Below are 19,223 nucleotides of genomic sequence, written 5' to 3'. Positions count from 1 at the left end.
GTCCAGAAGGATTGCCGGTTTACTCGGACCAGCTGATCTGGGTCAGGTCGATTGCGGCGGTGGGCGCGTTCTCCCACAGGCCCTGAACACCCGCCTTGGCAACGCCCAGTTTGGCCAGCTGGAACAGGTAGCCATTCACATAATCACTTGCGATCAGCCGCTGCATGTCGCCCATCAGCCTTTTCCGCTCATCCGGGTCAGTGGTTGCGGTCAGCGTTTCCATCAGGGTCTGGGCATCAACGCTGTCATACTGGAAATAATAATCCGGCCGCGCATAGATGCCGATATCCATCGGCTCGGTATGGCTGACGATGGTCAGGCCGTAATCCTTGCCCTTGAACACCGATTCCAGCCATTGCGCCCATTCCACGTTGATAATCTCGGCCTCGATGCCGACCTCGGCCAATTGGGCGGCGATGATCTCACCCCCGCGGCGCGCATAAGAGGGGGGCGGCAGGTGCAGAGTTGTCTTCAACCCGTCCGCATATCCCGCATCTGCCAGCAGCTTGGCCGCCTTTTCCGGGTCATGGGCCGAATTGCCGGTCAGATCGACATAGGCCGGGTTATGTGGCGCGAAATGCGTGCCGATCGGGGTGCCGTAACCGAACATCGCCCCGTCGATGATGGCCTGCCGGTCGATGGCATGGGCCAGAGCTTGCCGAACGCGGATATCGTCGAACGGGGCCTGCTTGTTGTTGGTGGACAGGATCGTTTCACCCTCGGTCGAGCCAACCAGCACCTGAAAACGCGGATCGGCCTCGAACTGCGGCAGGTTTTCCGGGGCGGGGAAATTGTCGAACACATCCACATCCTCGGCCATCATGGCGGCAAAGGCGGCGGTCGGGTCCGAGATGAATTTGAACGTCGCCGTCTCCAGGCTGGGCTGTTCGCCCCAGTAATTCGGATTGCGGTTCAGCGTGATGCTGTCGCCCTGCACCCAGTTGCCAAAGGTATAGGCCCCGGTGCCCACGGGGTTGGTCTTGATATCGTCGATACTGTCTGACGACACGATCACCGCATCGCCCCAGGCCATGTTGAACAGAAAATTCCCGTTGGGTTCGGACAACTTGACCTTGACCGTCAGCGGATCGACAACCTCAGTGCTTTCAATCCCGGCAAACAGCGCCTTTTGCGCATTGGCGCTGTCTTCGGCAGTGGCGCGGTCCAGGCTGAACTTGACGTCCTCGGCATCCATCACGGTGCCGTCATGAAAGGTCACGCCATCGCGCAGCTTGAAGGTATAGGTTTTGCCGTCTTCCGAAATCTCCCAGCTTTCGGCCAGCCCCGGCACGACCGAGCCGTCGCCCATGAACCGCGTCAGCCCTTCGAAAATGTTGGTATAGACCACGGAATCAATTGCCTGCGCCGCAGCACTTGTGGGGTCCAGATGCGGCGGTTCCAGCTGCATGGCGATGGTGATGTCCGACTTGGCCCAGGCCCCGCTGGCAAGAACACTGACGCCCAATGCAAGGGCGGATGCGAAACCTCTTAGCATCTGCTTGGTCATAATAATCTCCCCACGTTTCAATCTGTGAACCCGCTGTTTTGCGGGCTTTTCCGGGGGGAGTGTCCCTTTAAACCTTGGGTCAATCAAGGGAATGTTCGCGCAACCGGGGTTTCTATAACCCTGCCCGGTCTGCTATGCCGCGCTGCAACATGGACCCCGCAAGGAGCGAGCATGAGCGCCACCGCCCGCAAAAAAGCCCCGAATGCCGAGGATATTCGCGCCCGCAAAGGCGGTACGCCGCTGGTCTCGCTGACCGCCTATACCACGCCGATGGCACGGCTGATGGATGCGCATTGCGACTTTGTTCTGGTGGGTGACAGTGTCGGAATGGTGCTGCACGGGCTGGAATCGACGCTGGGCGTGACGATGGAGATGATGGTGATGCACGGCCAGGCCGTCGCACGCGGTCTGGAGCGCGCCATGATGGTCATCGACATGCCCTTTGGCAGCTATGAGCACTCGCCTGCGGACGCGTTCCGCAATGCCGCCCGCCTGATGGCCGAGACCGGCGCAGGGGCTGTCAAGCTGGAAGGCGGGGTTGAGATGGCCGAGACCATCCGCTTTCTGGTCAAGCGCGGCATTCCGGTGATGGCGCATATCGGCCTGACGCCGCAATCGATCAACACGCTGGGCGGCTACAAGGTGCAGGGTCGCGACGAACAGGCACAGGCCGTTCTGGCCGATGCCCGCGCCGTGGCCGGGGCCGGTGCCTTTTCCGTGGTGCTTGAGAAGGTGCCCCAAGGTTTGGCTGACCGGATCACGGCCGAGGTTGCGATTCCCACCATTGGCATTGGGGCCTCAGCCGGGTGTGACGGGCAAATCCTTGTGGTCGACGACATGGTGGGCTTTTTCACTGCCTTCAAACCGAAATTCGTCAAACGCTATGCCGAGCTAGGCCCACAGGCCGAAGCCGCCATCGCCGAATACGCAGCCGAAGTGCGCAGCCGCGCCTTTCCAGCCGACGAACACGTCTTTGCCGATCAATCCCCCAGCAAAGGGTCCAACACATGACCGCCCCCATCCTGCGCCGCCTGTCCGATCTGCGCGCGCTGACCACCGAATGGCACCGCAAGGGCGAGGTCATCGGCGTCGTCCCCACCATGGGCGCGCTGCATCAGGGGCATCTGTCTTTGGTTCAGGCCGCCAAGGCGGGCACGGATCGGGTCATCGTCACGATCTTTGTGAACCCCAAACAGTTCAACAACCCCGAAGATCTGGCCAAATACCCCCGCACCGAAAATGAGGATGCGCAGAAACTGGCCCCCTACGGCGTTGATGCGATCTATGTACCGGACCCCGATGAAATCTATCCGCAGGGCTTTGCCACCACCGTATCCGTCGCCGGTCTGACCAATGTGATGGAGGGCGAATTCCGCCCCGGCCACTTCGACGGGGTTGCAACTGTGGTTGCAAAGCTGTTCCTGCAGACACAAGCGGACAGGGCCTATTTCGGGGAAAAAGACTATCAACAGCTGATGGTCGTCCGCCGCATGGCCCGCGATCTGGATATCCCGATCAAGGTGATCGGCTGCCCCACGGTGCGCGAAGCCTCGGGTCTGGCGATGTCCTCGCGCAACCTGCGCCTGTCGCCCGAGGGGCTGGAGGTTGCGGCCCATAAGCACCGGATCATGACCGATCTGGCCGCCGCTTTGAAAGATGGCGCAGCCTTTGACGGTTTGTCCGCGCAGGCCCAGACCGACCTTCTGGCGGCCGGGTTCACGCAGGTCGAATACATCCAGCTGCGCTGCGCTGAAACGCTGGACCCTTTGACCCATGCGGATCGTCCCGCGCGGCTGTTCGCGGCGGCCTGGGCGGATGGGGTTCGGTTGATCGACAATATTCCCGTCTGAACGCACTGGCCCCCGCGCCATTGTTTGCGCTAAAGTCCCGCAAAACCAATACCGGAGGGGGGCGCGGGGCATGACCTATATTCTCGCCATTGATCAGGGCACCACATCATCGCGGGCCATTTTGTTTGACGCGGACATGCAGCGCGCAGGCACCGCGCAGCACGAATTCACCCAGCATTTCCCGCAGGAGGGCTGGGTCGAACACGACCCCGAGGAAATCTGGGACAGCGTGCTACGCGTCTGCCATGAGGTGATGGAAACCGTTGGTGTCACCCCTGACCAGATCGCCGGAATCGGCATCACCAATCAGCGCGAAACCACCGTGGTCTGGGACCGCGCCACCGGGAAACCGATCCACAACGCCATTGTCTGGCAGGACCGCCGCACCGCCGAGATTTGTGCCCGCTACAAACAAGCGGGCTGCGAGGATGACGTGACCGCCCAAACCGGCTTGCTGCTGGACCCGTATTTCTCGGGCACCAAGGTGAAATGGCTGCTGGATACCGTCCCCGGTGCCCGCGAAAAAGCCGAAGCCGGAGAGCTGCTGTTCGGCACCATCGACTGTTTCCTGATCTGGCGTCTGACCGAAGGCCGCAGCCACGCCACCGACGCCACCAACGCGGCCCGCACCCTGTTGTTCGGCATCCACAAAGGCGAATGGAGCACGGAAATCTGCGACCTGCTGGACGTGCCGATGAACATGCTGCCGCAGGTCCATGACTGTGCCTCGGACTTCGGCGAAACGACCCTATTAGGGGGAAATATCCCCATTCTGGGTGTGGCGGGGGACCAACAGGCCGCCACCATCGGGCAGGCGTGTTTCCAGCCGGGCATGATGAAATCGACCTATGGCACGGGGTGTTTTGCGCTGCTGAACACCGGCGACAAGCCGGTGGAGTCGAAAAACCGCCTGCTGACGACGATTGCCTATCAACTGGACGGCAAACGGACCTATGCGCTGGAAGGCTCGATCTTTGTGGCCGGGGCTGCGGTGCAATGGCTGCGCGATGCGCTGCAAATCATCGAAACAGCCCCCGAAAGCGGGGAACTGGCACAGCAAGCCGACCCGAACCAGCATGTCGTGCTGGTGCCTGCCTTCACCGGCCTCGGCGCACCTTACTGGAAACCTGACTGCCGGGGCGCGGTGTTCGGCCTGACCCGCAATTCGGGCCGGGCGGAATTCGCCAAGGCCACGCTGGAAAGCATCGCCTACCAGACCCGCGACCTGTGGCACGCCATGCAAGGCGATTGGGGCGCCGAGACTGACGTAACCCTGCGTGTGGATGGCGGGGCCAGCGCGTCCGACTGGGCGATGCAGGGGTTGTCGGACTATCTGGGGGCCGAAGTTGACCGACCGGTCATGCAGGAAACCACCGCATTGGGGGCTGCGTGGCTGGCGGGGATGCGCGCAGGCGTTTACCCGGACCAGGAAGGGTTTTCGGAAACCTGGGCGCTGGATCGCCGGTTTGAACCGGAACTATCCGCCGAGGAGCGTGACGCCGCCTATGATCGCTGGAAACGGGCCGTGTCAGCCGCGATGGCGTTCTGAACCGGGGGAAGGATCAGCTGTGATCCTTCATCAACCGCTGTTTCTGACGTGACCAGTCGCGCTTGGCCTGCGTTTCACGCTTGTCGTGCAGCTTTTTACCCTTGGCGATGCCGATCTTCAGCTTGGCCCGGCCTTTGTGGTTGAAATACAAAACCAGCGGCACCAGCGTCATGCCCTTGCGCTGGGTCGCATTCCAAAGATTCGACAATTCCTTGCGCGAGACCAACAGCTTGCGGCGACGACGTTCTTCGTGTTTGAACACCTTCGCCTGCTCATAAGGCGCGATATAGCTGTTGATCAGCCACAGCTCTCCGTCGTCGACCGAGGCATAGCTTTCCGCAATGTTCGAGCCACCTGCGCGCAGGGATTTGACTTCGGACCCTTCCAGCATGATGCCGCACTCGATATCCTCTTCGATCGCGTAATCGAAGCGGGCGCGCCGGTTTTCGGCGATGACTTTGTAATTCGGGTCGGTCTTCTGCTTTTGCTTGGCCATGACGCGTTGATTTAGGCGGCTTGGACGGCCCTTGCAAGCCGTAGCGTTCAGGTGGCGGCCGAGATGATCAGATCAGGGCCAAAAATCGTGTCGGCATAGTTGTGCAGATAGATCTTCAGCCAAGGGGTGAACCGTGTTGGATGGCGCTGCACCTCGGCCAACAGGTCATGATAATCGATCCAGCGGATATCCATCACTTCATCCGGGTTCGGTTCGATCTGCAATGGGCCGCGGACATGGGCCAGAAAGACATCGACCACCTCATGCTCGATCATCGCATTGCCCACATCGGCATGGTATTCCAGCCGGTGGCGGTATTCCGGATAAAGCCCGGTGATGCCCAGCTCTTGTCTCAGGCGGCGCACGGCGCATTCTGATGGCGTCTCACCCCAACGGGGATGGGTGCAGCAGGTGTTCGCCCAAAGGCCCGGCGTGTGGTATTTTCCCAAGGCTCGGCGCTGCAGCAGGATTTCAGTGCCCCGAACAACGAAAACAGACACAGCCTTGTGCCGCAGGCCCTTTTCATGCGCCTCAAGCTTGTCTACTGCGGTCAGTTCGCCATCAACCCAGGCCGGGATCATGATTCCCATATGTTGTCTCCTGCTGCCGATCCGCCGGGATGGCGGGAAATGCGGGTTGGCTGCCGCCAGATCGGCTTGGCTCTGAGAAGCGATTCCAGTCATGACGCTCCTCGTCCCTCCAACGTGGCGCTGATGCGGCTTGTGATCAATCGCACGAAAGGCCGCAGGGGCTGCGGCCTTTTGTAACGTTAACAGGAATGGGCAGACGTCAGGCGTTATTCGCCCGAAACGCTGACGATATAGGCATAAACGTCCTCGCCGCCTTTCTTCAGGCGGAAGGTCATCTTCGACTTGGCCGAGGTTTCGCCCAGATAGTCTTTCAGGAACGCCTTGGGGTCCTGAGCGTATTCAACAAAGGTCGTTTCGTCCCAAACCAGTCCGTTTTCGCCAGCGGCAACGATGCTGTCGCCGTATTTGAACCCTTCAACGGTGCCTGCAGTACGGCCTGCGATGCCATACAGGTTCGGTCCGGTCTTGCCGCCTTTGACGATCACTTCGCCGTCAGGGTCAGCGATCATATGGCAGGATTTGCATTTGTTAAACGCCTTCTTTCCGGCTTCTGCGTCACCTTCTGCATAAGCGGGAAGGGCCAACAGGCCGACAATTACGGTCGCGAGAATGCGGTTCATAGCTGTTTGCTCCGATACATTTTGGCTGCACCGAATGGAACGCCGGCACAGAAAAGAGTCAACGCGCAGATTGCCGCGCGAGGGCACCGTGTCACAATCCGACCTTAGTCGTCCTTAACCGAGATCAAGTGGCTGCGACCAGCAGGGCAAAAGATCCCCTTCGGCCGGCGTCGCCAGATAAATCGCCCGCGCAATGGCCCGCGCCAGGCACAACGCGGCGGCGTGTCCGATCATCCCAAGTTCAGTATCCGTACAAGAGGCGCGCGTACCGGTGCTGACGCCAAAGACCAGATCTCCGTCCCCCGGCGTGTGGGCGGGCAGGATCGCGCGGGCAATTCCGTCATGGGCTGCCACGGCAAGCCGCTGGCATTGAGGTTTTGTCAGCGTGGCATCGGTGGCGACAATGGCAATTGTGGTATTGCCCTTACCCGGATCGGCGGGCCGCATGGCCTGCGCCTTGAGGCTGGGCGCTGGTTGACCCAGACCCGTACCGATATCAGGCCCTAAACCGCCGAACTCGCCGTCAATTTCAAACGGAGCGGCCCAAAAGTGCCGGTCATTGGGGGTTGTCACACTGCCCAATGGATTGGCCGCAACCAATGCCCCGACAGTTACACCGCTTTCCAGCACCACAGAGGCAGAGCCCAGCCCGCCTTTATGTCTGGCTGCCAATGCCCCGGTGCCCGCGCCCGTGCTTCCCAGCGCGAAGTCTTGCGAGGCGGCGTCGAACGCTGCGTATCCAAGGGCGCGATAGGGGTTCTCGGTCCAGTTTTTCTGACCGCCATTCAACAGGTCGAACAGAATCGCACCGGGCACGATCGGAACGGCAATATCCCCCACCGCATAGCCCCGGCCCCGCGCGCGCAGGGCGTCGGACACGCCCGAGCACGCATCCAAACCAAAGGCCGATCCGCCCGACAGCGCAATCGCATCCACCTGCGTGACAGATTTGTCCGGCGCCAGAAGATCGGTTTCCCGCGTACCCGGTGCGCCGCCCATCACATGCACCGACGCGGTGAAGGGCTGATCTGCGGTCAGAACCGTGGTGCCGGATTTCAGTGCCGCGTCCTGTGCGTTGCCGACCAACAGGCCGGGGACATCGGTGATCAGGTTGCGGGTTCCGGGGGTCATGGCAGGCTTTGATGTTGGCGTGGGAAAGCGCGCAGGCGCGCTGCCTCCGGCGGGGATATTTTTGGACAGATGAAGAGCGGATCAGATACAGCGGCCACCGTCGACCTCCAATGCAGTGCCGGTGATCATGCTGGCCTCGTCCGAGCAAAGGAACAGGGCCGCGTTGGCCATGTCTTCGGGGGTTGAGAAGCGCCCGATGGGGATGGTTGACAGGAATTTGGCACGCATCTCGGGCGTATCTTCGCCCATGAAGGATTTCAGCAGAGGGGTTTCTCCGGCCACGGGACAGATGGCGTTCACCCGCACGCCGGACGGGGCGAGTTCAACGGCCATGGTCTTGGTTGCGGTGATCATCCAGCCCTTGGAAGCATTATACCAGTTCAGGTTCGGGCGCGGCGACAGACCGGCAGTTGAGGCCACGTTCAGGATTGCCCCTGCCCCCCGCGCCTTCATGGCGGGCACGAAAGCGCGCGCCGTGAGGTAGACGGATTTCATATTCACGTTGAAAACGCGGTCAAAATCATCCTCAGAGACGTCCTCAAGTGGGGTGGGCATATGGGTGACACCGGCATTGTTGACCAGAATGTCCAGCGGGCCGAATTGGTCCATCGCCGCCTTGGCCATTGCCTGCACCGAGGCCGCATCGGCCACGTCAACCTGTTGCGCCACGGCGTTGTCATGCTGCTGCGCCAGTTCTTCAGCCGCTGCGCCGTTGATATCGGCGATCATGACCCGTGCGCCTTCGGACAGAAATTTTTGCACGATCCCCGCGCCAAAACCTGACGCGCCGCCCGTCACGATTGCGGTTTTGCCCTGTAACCTCATGATCTTGCTCTCCCTTGCCGGGGTCAGACTAGCAAGGTGCGGCGAAACTGCCAGTTCAAACTTCGGACACCTTGCCGCGCAGCGCCTTCACATCCCCGCGCGCCTTTTTGGCGGCCAGACGGCGCTTGACCGAGCCATAGGTGGGCTTGGTGGCAATCCGGCGCTTGGGTTTGACCAGCGCGCGGGTGATGAGTTCAGCCAGCCGGGCGCGGGCGATCTCGCGGTTGCGGGCCTGCGACCGGGTTTCTTCGCATTGGATGATAATCGCGCCATCCTTGGTCCAGCGGCGACCGGCCAGCCGTTTCAGCCGGTTCTTCACAGGATCAGGCAGAGAAGGCGAGCGCGCGGCCTCGAACCGCAGCTCAACGGCGGTGGAAACCTTGTTCACATTCTGCCCGCCGGGGCCAGAGGATCGCACGAAGCTTTCCGTCATTTCCCAATCCTGCAGGGCGATATCGTCCGTGATGCGCAACATGAGACGGACCATAGCCGTCATGCGGGGAAACAGAAAGGGCCGCCCCGGCGGGACGGCCCTTCGAAAGTATAAGGAGGTCGGGTCGGTTAGATCAATCGACCAGCCGGAGCGAGCGCTCCGCCAAGGGCTGCCTTAACAGGCGATCCCCCCGGTTGTTCCGACACCTCTCTCCAATCTCTTTCTTGACACTGGATCACCTCCTTTTCTATCTGTTGCGGTTAACTTTAAGCCTGACACAAGATGCGCCATTCTCAAAGCACTTTTTTCGCAGGCCGTGCGGTCAGGCGCTCAGTTATGCCGGATGCGCAGTCAAGCGCGCATTTATGCCGGGCGTGCGGTCAGACGCGCGACGATCACCTTGAACGGAACCAGCGCGATCATCGCCAGCGACAGTTTCACCAGCCAGTCGGCAAAGGCCAGCGTCACCCACAGCGGAGCCATCGGGCCGGTCAGCATAAATGGCACAGGCTCCCACGCCCAGTTGATTGCGGCGTCGGCATTGGCACCGAAGACCGTGACCGAGGCCGAAAAGGCCAGTGTGAAGAAGATCGTCGTATCCAGCGCCGACCCGACCAACGTCGAGACCAGCGGCGCGCGCCACCAGCGGCCGCCGCGCATCGCGTTGAACACGGTGACGTCGGTCAGTTGCGCGATCAGAAAGGCAGTGCCGGATGCAACAGCGATCCGCAGCGGCACGGCGGCATAGGTGAACCCGTCACCCTGCAGCATGATCTGGCTGCCGATCAGCGAGCAGATGATGCCCGTTATGAAACCCGCGAAGACAACTTTGCGGGCGGTGGCCACGCCGTAGACGCGGTTCATGATATCAGTGACCAGAAAGGCCAGCGGATAGGTAAAGGCTCCCCAGGTCAACAGCCCGTCAAAGACAAGGAACTGGACCAGGATGTTCGAGGCCACAACAATGGCGGCCATGGCAATAATGCCGGGGATGTAAGCGCGTTGCATGTTTTGATGCCCGTTTTGACAAGGTAGCGGCGACTTGGCCAAGGGACCGTCCCAAGGCAAGCTGTGCGTTTAGACCTTTGGATCGCCCAAGTCAATCAGGCAGCAGGTATTCCACCAACTCGGTGCGTTGCAGGGCCAGGAAATTGTCGTCCGAGATCATGGTGGCCCGCAAACGCCCCTGATCGTCGCGCCAGACGGACAGACCTTCTAGGTTGTCATGCGCGCCGATGCCGGTTGTGAACAGGGTTTCTTCGGCCTCAGCCTTTGATCCCGCGATCCGCCACCGGCGCAGGCGCGATTGAAACCCGATCAGCGACAGGCTGCGTTCGAGCACATAGAACCGGCCATCCGGCCCGAAATCAGCCGAGACGGGCAGGAACTTGCCCCGTTGCGGCAGCACAAACGGGGTCGACCATGCCTGACCATCCCAGCGATAGACCGGGATTGCGCCCTCAGCCGTGCGGCTTTTTTCCGGTAAGGTATAGAGACGCCCCCGATCATCGATGGCCAGCCCCTCGAACGAGCCGTTGGGGTTCAGCCCGTTGAAACTGTCCGGGCGCGGAAGCACGCGGGCGGGGCTATCGGGGCCTGCATACCAGGCCACGCGGTGGACGGCCTCGAACGAGATGTAAAAGCTTCCATCCGGGGCAAAGGCGATCCCTTCGGAATCCCCCGCTCCGCCGTTCAACGGGCGACCCTTGCTGGACAGGACCGGACAGTTTCCGGTGATCCGAATACCGGTGATCGCGTCCCCGTCCCGCGTGATGGCTGCGCGCACCAAAACAGCGCGGTCACTGAGCGCAATCATCTGACGGCCATTGTCGGTGATCTGCAGGGCCGAGAACCCGCCAAACCAGTCGGCACTGTGCCGCCAGGCAAAACTGTGCAGGTGGGTGGCCGATTTAACCTCGACCCCCCATGCCATTCCCGCCAATGGCAGCGTTGCGATCAGTTGGATTGCAGTACGGCGGCGCATTGCTGTGGCAGATCAGCCAGACGATATTCACGCCGGGGCTTTGGCGCAGGCGCATTCGGGTCAGGCGGCGGCGGGTTAAGGATATTGTTCACCCACTCCTGCGCCTGATCACAGCCATCCCCCTTGGGGGGCGGATCTTGGTTGACACACCCGTTGGAACCGCGCGGACAGGCGAGACGCACGTGGAAATGATAGTGATGCCCCCACCATGGCCGGATTTTGCGCAGATATGCGCGGTTGCCTTTCTCGTCCTTGCACATCTGAACCTTGGCACCGGGAAAGACGAAAATCCGCGCCACGCGCTTGTCCTTGGCGGCTGCTTTCAGAATCTCATGATGTTGTTTGGTCCAGTTGCCATTGACAAAAGCCCCATTGGCGCGGCGCAGGGAAATCGATGAGAGGTTCTCGCGCGCTTTGCGGCTCAGGCGCATGTTGTCGCCCGGCAGCATCCAGATATCGATATCCAGACCCATCTGATGAGAGCGATGCCCGGATGTCATCGGCCCGCCCCGCGGCTGGCTGATATCCCCGATATAGAGACCATTCCACCCCGGTTGTTTCGCCGCAAACCGGCTGAGGTCCTGCACATAGTCGATCGCCTCGGGGTGGCCCCAGTTTCGGTTGCGCGACAGGCGCATGGCCTGCCATGTTGGCCCTGTCTCGGGCAGTTGGACCGATCCGGCTGCACATCCGCGCGAATAACTGCCGAACGCGGCCGGTTTTTGGGCTGAGCTTTGCTTTTGCGCCCCGAACAATTGCTTGGCCAGAGGTTGCGCCCCAGCCGTTCCTGCCAATGTAATCGCGGCAATTATTGCCAAAAAACGTCGTAAAATCATCTGCTCTGATCCCCTTCCGGTTTCACCCAGCGCATCAGGAATAGGCCCAGAATAAACAAAGCGATGATCGGTGACACCCCCAGACGCGCGCTGCCGGTGACCGTTGTGGCAATTCCGATCAGCAAGGGCGCGGCAAAGGCGGTGGCACGCCCCGACAGACCATACAGACCAAAGCTTTCCACAGGGGCCTTGGGATCAGTGTGGCGCACCATCAGGGATCGGCTGGCCGATTGCAAAATGCCGCCCATGCCACCAATCAGAACACCACAACCAAAGAACACCATGTCGGGCAGGTTTGAACCTTCGGCCAGCGGGATTCCGTAAATCTGTGTGCGGTCCATCGACACCACCGTGATGCAGACAAAGATCAGAACCCAGATCGCCAACAGAATGACCGGCTTAGGGCCGTATTTCTTATCGGCCTTGCCCCCGATCCACGCAAAGATGGCTGAGGCCAGAACGCTGACAATCCCAAATACGCCGATCTTGATCAGATCCCATTCCAGCACCAGCCGCGCGTAAACGCCGCCAAAACTGTAAAGCCCGTTCAGCGCATCCCGGTAGAACATCGACGACACCAGATAGCTGGCCAGGCTACCCCGGTGCCTGAGATCGGAAATGGACTTGCCCAGCAGGCGCAGCGCTTCAGCAAAACTGCCTTTCTTGTTGCTGTCCGGGTCATCCCGCACCCACAGGAAATAGGGCACCATGAACAGAATGAACCACCCGGCGGTAAAGGGACCGACGAACCGCGTCCCCTCTTGCGCGGCGGCGTCCAGCCCAAGGATCGGCGCAATACCGATCAGCGTTTTGCCGTTGGGTTGCTCGACAAACAGGGTCAGCATGATCGCAAGTGAGATCAGCCCGCCAAAATACCCGAACGCAAATCCCGAGCCCGAAATCTCGCCCACCTCATTGTCATCGCCCAGCTCGGGCAGCTGCGAGTTGATGAAGATCAGCGCGTATTCGGCACCCACAAACCCCAGACCAAAGGCCGACAGCATCAGCCACATGTTTGATCCGTCGGGCATCGTGTACCACAGCGCGGCTGATCCCACGGCATACATCACCGAAAAGCCGAATATCCAAGGAATGCGCCGCCCGGACACATCCGCCAACGCCCCCAAAAGCGGAGCGCCAAAGGCGATAATCAGGCCTGTAATGGTCAGGCAATTGGCCCAGACCGTCTGCGCCCGCGCAGCCGCAGCCTCGGCATCCAGCCCGGTGCCCGAGAAATACCCGGCCGCGACACCGGCGAAATAGGGTCCAAAGACAAAGGTCACCAGCAGCGAGTGATAGGGCTGCGATGCCCAATCGAAAAACCACCAGCCCCAGATGCGCTTGCGCTTGGAAATCTCTGCCATGACTGCCCCTGTTATCGTTGCATTCATAAGACGGGGCTTTGGGTCATTTCGCAAGCACTCTGTTGGCGGGCTTGCTCTTTGGTGCGGGGGCGCTTAGGTCTCAGGCAATCGACTACCCGGAGGCCCCATGCTGTCGCTGATCCAAATTCTGTTGCTGATCCTGGACATTGTCTGGTTCATCATTCTGGCCCATGTGATCATGAGCTGGCTGATCAACTTTCAGGTGCTCAACCTGCACCAGCAGCTGGTGGCGCAAATCTGGTATGGTCTGAACCGGATACTGGAACCTATTTATGGCCCGATCCGGCGCATTCTGCCCAATATGGGCGGGCTGGACCTGACGCCTTTGGTAGTGCTGATCGGGGTCTATGCCCTACGGATCATCCTGATCAACAATATGGTCTATTTCGTCTGACCTCTTGTTCACCGAATCTTAGTATGTGATTGTCCTGTCTTAAGAGCAGATAAACCTTAAAACAGGGCACCCCCCACATGTTCGACGCCGCGCCTTTGCTGCGAGATGTCTTTGGATTCGACGACTTCCGCCCCGGTCAGGAAGAGATCGTCGATGCCGTCACGCTGGGCGAAAATGTGTTGGCCATCATGCCCACCGGGGGCGGAAAATCCCTGTGTTTCCAATTGCCTGCGCTGATGCGCGACGGGGTGACGGTGGTGATTTCCCCCCTCATCGCCCTGATGCGCGATCAGGTACGCGGGTTGCAAGAGGCCGGTGTCGAGGCCGGTGCCCTGACATCCGGCAACACCCCCGAAGAGACCGACGCAGTGTGGGAGGCGTTGGAGGCCGGTCGGCTGAAACTGCTCTACATGGCCCCCGAACGTCTGGCCGCCGGGTCGGCTTTGGGCATGCTGCGGCGGATCAATGTAAGTCTTATTGCGGTGGACGAGGCCCATTGCGTCAGCCAATGGGGCCATGATTTCCGCCCTGACTACCTACGGATCGGAGAACTGCGGCGCGCCCTGAATGTGCCCTTGGCGGCCTTCACTGCCACAGCGGATGCGGAAACGCAGGACGAGATTGTCGAGAAACTGTTCGACGGCACCGCACCGCGCAAATTCCTGCGCGGGTTTGACCGGCCCAACATCCATCTGGCCTTTGCTGCCAAGGACGGGCCGCGCAAACAGGTGCTGGATTTCGCCGCCGCGCGCAAAGGGCAATCCGGCATCGCCTATTGCGGCACCCGCAACAAGACCGAGGTGCTGGCGCAGGCCCTGCGCGCCGAGGGCCACGTGGCCTGCCACTATCACGGCGGCATGGACCCCGAAGATCGGCGCATTGTCGAAACCCGTTTTGCGCGTGAGGACGGGTTGATCGTCGTTGCCACCGTGGCCTTTGGCATGGGCATCGACAAACCCGACATCCGCTGGGTCGCCCATGCGGACCTGCCCAAATCCATCGAAGCCTATTATCAGGAGATCGGTCGTGCGGGCCGCGATGGCGGGCCCGCGGAAACGCTAACCCTTTTTGGCCCCGACGACATCCGCCTGCGCCGCTCGCAAATCGACGAGGGGCTGGCCCCGCCGGAACGGCGCATGGCCGACCATGCCCGTCTGAACGCTCTACTTGGGCTGGCCGAGGCGCTGGTCTGCCGCCGTCAAACTCTGCTGGGCTATTTCGGGGAACAGGCCGAGCCCTGCGGCAAATGCGATCTGTGCGACACCCCGCCCGAGGTTTTCGACGGCACCACGCCTGTCCGTATGGCCCTTTCATGTATCCTGCGCACAGAGGAATGGTTTGGATCGGGCCATCTGATCGACATCCTGTTGGCCAATGAAACCGACAAAATCCGCGCCCGGCGGCATGACGCCCTGTCCACATGGGGCATCGGCAAGGATTGGTCGCGTCCGCAATGGCAAGCGATCTTCCGGCAAATGATGGGGCACGATCTGGTCCGCCCCGACCCCGACCGCCACGGTGCCCTGCGCATGACCGAGGCCGCAAAACCGATCCTGAAAGGCGAGGCGCAGATCAACCTGCGCAAGGACACGATCCGCAAAGCCACCCGCCGCCCCGCCGTCAAAGCGATGGTGGCTGAAGAAGACGCGCCTCTGCTGTCCGCGCTCAAGGCCAAACGCCGCGCGCTGGCGGAATCGCAGCGGGTGCCGGCCTATGTCATCTTCCCCGACCGAACCCTGATCGAGATGGCCGAAACCCGCCCGATGACGCTGGACGACATGGCCCGGATCGGCGGTGTGGGCGCAAAAAAGCTGGAGCGCTATGGCGATACGTTCCTTGAGGTGATCGCGGGCGAAGCCGCGGCCCTGCACCCTGCCCGCCGCAAACTGGCTGGACGCGATCAGGGGGATATTTACGACCAGCTGCTTGAGGTTCAGACCCAGCTGTCGCGCGGGCCCGACGGGATCGACAAACCGCTGACCTGCTCGGCCTCGCAACTGGCCAAGGTGGCGCAGCTGCGGCCCGGCGATCAGCGCGGGCTGGAACAGGTGCTGGGCGATCGTCGTCACGAAAGGTTTGGCGCGGCCTTTCTGGACGTGCTGGAACAGGCGGGCTAAGTACCGGGTATCAGGCAAGGAGTAAGGGCGGATATGCTGGTAGTGATTTCCCCGGCCAAGCGGCTGGACTGGGCCGAGCGCGATGTGACGGTCACGCAACCCGATTTTCAGGACGACGCGATCCGCTTGTCGAAAACCGCCCGCAACCTGACGCTGGGCGATCTGAAAAAGCTGATGGACCTGAGCGATGATCTGGCGCGCCTGAACCGTGACCGGTACCGCGCCTTCTCAGACGCGCCCGAGGCCGATCTGACCCGCCCCGCCGCGCTGGCCTTTGCAGGCGACACCTATCAGGGGCTTGAGGCCGCGTCTTTGGATGCAGACGAAATGGCCTGGGCGCAGGATCACCTGCGCATTCTGTCGGGTCTTTACGGCATGCTGCGTCCGCTGGACGCCATTCAGCCCTATCGGCTTGAGATGGGCAGCAAGCTGAAAACCCGGCGCGGCAAGAACCTGTATGAATATTGGCGCGACCAGCTGAGCAAGGCGCTGAACGCCCAAGGCGATCAGATCGGATCAGATGTCTTGGTGAATTGCGCCAGCCAGGAATACTTCGGTGCGGTCGACCTCAAGGCGCTGAAACTGCAGGTCATTACGCCCGTCTTCATGGAAGACAAGGCGGGCACCCCCAAAATTGTCAGCTTTTTCGCCAAGAAAGCGCGCGGTGCCATGGCGCGCTACATCGTCCAACATCGCCTGACCGATCCCAAGGGTCTGCTGGATTTCGACACCGGAGGCTATGAATACCGCGCCGACCTGTCGGAAGAAGACAAACCGGTCTTTGTGCGCCCCTATCAGGCCTGATCCCGCATCGAGGGGTCATAGGCCACCAGTTCCACCGTATTACCTTCGGGGTCTTCGGTGAAAATGCCGCGCCAACCGATCCAGCCGAACTGTTCAACGCGGTAGGGCTGGCCCAGTTTGTCATACCAACGCATCACCGCCTCTTGTTCGGCAAAAGGCAGCGAGAGTGCGATGTGATGCAGGGACGACCCCGCCCCGGTCACAGGCGCATCAGACCCCGAGGGATGCAGGCCGGGACGCGGTGCTGCGGTGTGGTGAAACAGCGCCAGCACCTGCGTATGGCCGCCGAATCCCTGGGCAATTTCAAAGAATGTGATGGCACTGTTATGGTCGCCCATCAGGCGCTTTAGACCGATCACATCTTCGTAAAACGCAACCATTGCCGCCATATCGGCGCAGCGAATGGCGATCTCGCCCAAAGCGCGGGGCTGAAATCCACGATCTGTCATGAAACCAACTTAGTCAGCCGTGGCGGGGTCGGCAATCACGGGCAAGGTCTGTTCCGGTTGATGATCCAGGATCATCTGTTGGATTTTGCGTTTTTGCAGCGGTTTGGTCAGATAGTGGTCCAGCCCCGCCGCAAGGATGCCCTGGTCATCCCCCGCCATGGCATGAGCCGTCAGCGCCACAATGGGCACATGGCGGCCGGTCTCAACCTCACGCCACCGGATCTCCGAGGTCGCCTGTTTGCCATCCATCTTGGGCATCGAGATATCCATGAAGATCAGGTCCGGGTCGAATGTCTGATAGTATTCAACAGCCTCAAGCCCGTTACCTGCGAATTTCAGGTCAATATCCAGATCCTTGACCATCTTTTGCAGGATCAACTGGTTGGTTCGGTTATCCTCGGCCGCCAGAACGCGCATTTTGCGCGGGTGGTCCGCGGTCGGCGCGGGCTGAACGACGGGCGCGTCCGGCTGCGGGTCCACCGGCGCGCGACCCAGAGTGGTCAGGCGGGCATAAAGCTCGGCCCGCGGGATCGGTTTTTGCAACACACCTTCGATCAGATGCCGGGCCGGATTGGCGTGGATGATGCCGGGATTGGCAGACATCACCACCACCGGAACATCGCCCCAGCCGCGGTCTTTCAGCGTTGTCGCCAGATCCAGCCCGTCCATATCCGGCAGGTCATGATCGCACAGCAGCAGGTCCACGGAATCGTCCACGGCCGCCAGCGCCTCGGCCCCGGTGGCGCAGACCGTCACGCGTGAGCCCAACCGGCCCAGCTGTTTCGACAGGATCGCGCGGTTCACGGCCAGATCCTCGACCACGATGACATGGCGCAGACGCCCGTGAAGATCGGGCGGTGCGGGCTGCGGCCCCTCAACCGTGGGCAGCGACACCCGGAACCCGAAACATGATCCCTGACCCGGCTCACTTTCGACCCAGACCGAGCCGCCCATCAGGGTCACCAGACGTTTGGTGATCGCCAGACCCAGCCCGGTGCCTTCGAATTCGCGGTTTTTCGCATCCTCGACCTGATTGAACTCACCAAAGATATGCGTGACCTTTTCAGCCTCGATCCCGATGCCTGTATCCTCGATCGCCACGTGAATGTCGCAGCTGTTTGTCTCGGCATTCGGCACCCCGGTCACGCGGATCAACACATGCCCGTCCGAGGTGAACTTCACCGCGTTGCCGACCAGATTGGTCAGCACCTGCCGGACACGTCCGGGATCGCCCACAAAGAGTGTCGGCAGGAACAGGTCGTAATCCACCAGCAAAGACAGCCCCTTGTCGCGCACGCTGGGCTGCAACAGCATCGCGACCTCAAGAATGCAGCGTTCGAAGTCGAACTGTTCAGGGTGCAGGATCAGCTTGTCCGCTTCGATTTTCGAATAGTCCAAAACGTCGTTGATGATCACCAACAGCGCCTCACCCGAATTGCGGATGGTGTTGAGATACAGGCGCTGTTCCTCATCCAAAGGGGTTTCCGACAACAGCTCGGTCATGCCGACAATGCCGTTCATCGGGGTTCGGATCTCATGGCTCATATTGGCCAGAAAGGCGGATTTGGCTCTGTTCGCGGCCTCGGCCCGTTCGCGGGCGGCGTTCAACTCGGCCTCATTGCGGACGGTGGCGGTGATGTTCAGGCCAAGGCTGATGACGTCACCACCATTGCCGCGCTGGTCGATCATCTTGAAATACTCGCCATTCCACAGCTTGATCACCACCGATTCAGGATGCGGCAGCGTCCAGCGCTCCAACATTCTGCGCCGCCAGTCCGAGGCCGGTTCCGTGCCGATATCCACAAGGCCCTCGTCGGTCAGAATCTCAAGGATACGCGCATAGGAAATGCCCGGAGCGACCTCATCCAATCCGTCAAACAGCATCAGATAGGTGGCATTCGCCGCGATCAGACAGTTCTGGTGATCAAAGAAGGCAAAGCCATCCTGAATGGTCTGCATGGACTGCCACAACCGGCGCTCGGCCAGTTCCATCTTGGCATTCGCGCGTGTCAGATCGGATTTGACCTTTTCGTTTTCGCCGCGCACCGTTTCAACCTCGGCCTGGGTTTCACCGATACGTTTCGTCAACGCCACGGCATGCAGGCCCAGCTTGCGGTTGGCCGCCGAAAGCTCGGCCTGTTTCATCTCTAACAGCCGTTCCGCCGCCAGACGCGCGCGCCGTTCCTGCGCCAGTTTGTTTGCAAGACTCATCTTAGGTGATCCCGGGTCAGTCGGGTCCAGCATCCGGGCAGA

19 protein-coding genes are annotated in these 19,223 nt (G+C 60.9%); 6 read left to right on the top strand and 13 right to left on the bottom strand.

The window, feature by feature from the left end:
* Positions 1-19 precede the first annotated feature (19 nt).
* Positions 20-1,507 (bottom strand): ABC transporter substrate-binding protein, encoded by a 1,488-nt coding sequence (locus ACR0J5_RS11330; RefSeq protein WP_480653363.1) that lies wholly within the window; start codon positions 1,505-1,507, stop codon positions 20-22.
* A gap of 171 nt (positions 1,508-1,678) precedes the next feature.
* Here ACR0J5_RS11330 and panB point away from each other — a divergent pair, with 171 nt between their 5' ends.
* From panB to glpK, 3 genes are all read left to right on the top strand, one after another.
* Complete coding sequence (panB, locus tag ACR0J5_RS11325; RefSeq protein ID WP_480653362.1) at positions 1,679-2,518, top strand: 3-methyl-2-oxobutanoate hydroxymethyltransferase; 840 nt, start codon at positions 1,679-1,681, stop codon at positions 2,516-2,518.
* Positions 2,515-3,357 (top strand): pantoate--beta-alanine ligase, encoded by an 843-nt coding sequence (gene panC / locus ACR0J5_RS11320; RefSeq protein ID WP_480653360.1) that lies wholly within the window; start codon positions 2,515-2,517, stop codon positions 3,355-3,357. Before panB ends, panC begins: the two co-directional genes overlap by 4 nt.
* Positions 3,358-3,427: 70 nt before the next feature.
* Entirely contained in the window at positions 3,428-4,906 is a 1,479-nt protein-coding gene (glpK, locus tag ACR0J5_RS11315) for a glycerol kinase GlpK (protein ID WP_480653358.1), read from the top strand.
* Positions 4,907-4,919: 13 nt separating this feature from the next.
* Here glpK and smpB read toward each other — a convergent pair whose 3' ends face one another.
* The 10 genes from smpB to ACR0J5_RS11265 all read right to left on the bottom strand — a co-directional run bounded on the left by smpB (position 4,920) and on the right by ACR0J5_RS11265 (position 13,185).
* On the bottom strand, positions 4,920-5,402 hold the full coding sequence (gene smpB, locus ACR0J5_RS11310; RefSeq protein ID WP_209195765.1) for an SsrA-binding protein SmpB: 483 nt from the start codon (positions 5,400-5,402) through the stop codon (positions 4,920-4,922).
* 47 nt (positions 5,403-5,449) lie between these two features.
* Positions 5,450-5,992, bottom strand: a complete 543-nt coding sequence (idi, locus tag ACR0J5_RS11305; protein WP_480653355.1) for an isopentenyl-diphosphate Delta-isomerase — start codon at positions 5,990-5,992, stop codon at positions 5,450-5,452.
* 206 nt (positions 5,993-6,198) lie between these two features.
* Positions 6,199-6,612: a c-type cytochrome gene (locus ACR0J5_RS11300; protein ID WP_480653353.1), complete on the bottom strand. Its 414-nt coding sequence runs from the start codon at positions 6,610-6,612 to the stop codon at positions 6,199-6,201.
* A 114-nt stretch (positions 6,613-6,726) separates the two neighbouring features.
* Positions 6,727-7,743: a P1 family peptidase gene (locus ACR0J5_RS11295; protein WP_480653351.1), complete on the bottom strand. Its 1,017-nt coding sequence runs from the start codon at positions 7,741-7,743 to the stop codon at positions 6,727-6,729.
* An 81-nt stretch (positions 7,744-7,824) separates the two neighbouring features.
* The gene (locus tag ACR0J5_RS11290; protein ID WP_480653350.1) at positions 7,825-8,568 is read right to left on the bottom strand and encodes an SDR family oxidoreductase; all 744 of its coding nucleotides are present in this window, start codon (positions 8,566-8,568) and stop codon (positions 7,825-7,827) included.
* Positions 8,569-8,623: 55 nt separating this feature from the next.
* Positions 8,624-9,043: an alternative ribosome rescue aminoacyl-tRNA hydrolase ArfB gene (gene arfB / locus ACR0J5_RS11285; protein ID WP_480653929.1), complete on the bottom strand. Its 420-nt coding sequence runs from the start codon at positions 9,041-9,043 to the stop codon at positions 8,624-8,626.
* Positions 9,044-9,364: 321 nt separating this feature from the next.
* Positions 9,365-10,009 (bottom strand): queuosine precursor transporter, encoded by a 645-nt coding sequence (locus tag ACR0J5_RS11280; protein WP_480653348.1) that lies wholly within the window; start codon positions 10,007-10,009, stop codon positions 9,365-9,367.
* 91 nt (positions 10,010-10,100) lie between these two features.
* The gene (locus ACR0J5_RS11275) at positions 10,101-10,985 is read right to left on the bottom strand and encodes an esterase-like activity of phytase family protein (RefSeq protein WP_480653346.1); all 885 of its coding nucleotides are present in this window, start codon (positions 10,983-10,985) and stop codon (positions 10,101-10,103) included.
* Positions 10,958-11,821: a penicillin-insensitive murein endopeptidase gene (gene mepA / locus ACR0J5_RS11270; RefSeq protein ID WP_480653344.1), complete on the bottom strand. Its 864-nt coding sequence runs from the start codon at positions 11,819-11,821 to the stop codon at positions 10,958-10,960. Before mepA ends, ACR0J5_RS11275 begins: the two co-directional genes overlap by 28 nt.
* On the bottom strand, positions 11,818-13,185 hold the full coding sequence (locus ACR0J5_RS11265; RefSeq protein ID WP_480653343.1) for an MFS transporter: 1,368 nt from the start codon (positions 13,183-13,185) through the stop codon (positions 11,818-11,820). Before ACR0J5_RS11265 ends, mepA begins: the two co-directional genes overlap by 4 nt.
* A 127-nt stretch (positions 13,186-13,312) precedes the next feature.
* Between ACR0J5_RS11265 and ACR0J5_RS11260 the strand changes: the two genes are divergently transcribed.
* The 3 genes from ACR0J5_RS11260 (at position 13,313) to yaaA (ending at position 16,521) form a co-directional block, all read left to right on the top strand.
* Positions 13,313-13,600: a YggT family protein gene (locus ACR0J5_RS11260; RefSeq protein WP_480653342.1), complete on the top strand. Its 288-nt coding sequence runs from the start codon at positions 13,313-13,315 to the stop codon at positions 13,598-13,600.
* Positions 13,601-13,677: 77 nt separating this feature from the next.
* Positions 13,678-15,717: a DNA helicase RecQ gene (gene recQ / locus ACR0J5_RS11255; protein WP_480653339.1), complete on the top strand. Its 2,040-nt coding sequence runs from the start codon at positions 13,678-13,680 to the stop codon at positions 15,715-15,717.
* A gap of 33 nt (positions 15,718-15,750) precedes the next feature.
* A complete protein-coding gene (yaaA, locus tag ACR0J5_RS11250) occupies positions 15,751-16,521 on the top strand; it encodes a peroxide stress protein YaaA (protein ID WP_480653337.1) in 771 nt (256 codons plus the stop codon).
* On the opposite strand, the gene ACR0J5_RS11245 is transcribed toward yaaA, so the two are convergent.
* Positions 16,512-16,970, bottom strand: coding sequence for a VOC family protein (locus ACR0J5_RS11245; RefSeq protein ID WP_480653335.1), 459 nt, complete (start codon positions 16,968-16,970; stop codon positions 16,512-16,514). The genes yaaA and ACR0J5_RS11245 overlap by 10 nt on opposite strands.
* Positions 16,971-16,979: 9 nt before the next feature.
* Positions 16,980-19,181: a response regulator gene (locus ACR0J5_RS11240; protein WP_480653333.1), complete on the bottom strand. Its 2,202-nt coding sequence runs from the start codon at positions 19,179-19,181 to the stop codon at positions 16,980-16,982.
* Positions 19,182-19,223: the final 42 nt, after the last annotated feature.

It is taken from the genome of Ruegeria sp. BE1 (assembly GCF_056538885.1).
The sequence above is the reverse complement of the archived record's forward strand: the minus strand, read 5'-3'. Positions and strand labels throughout refer to the sequence as shown.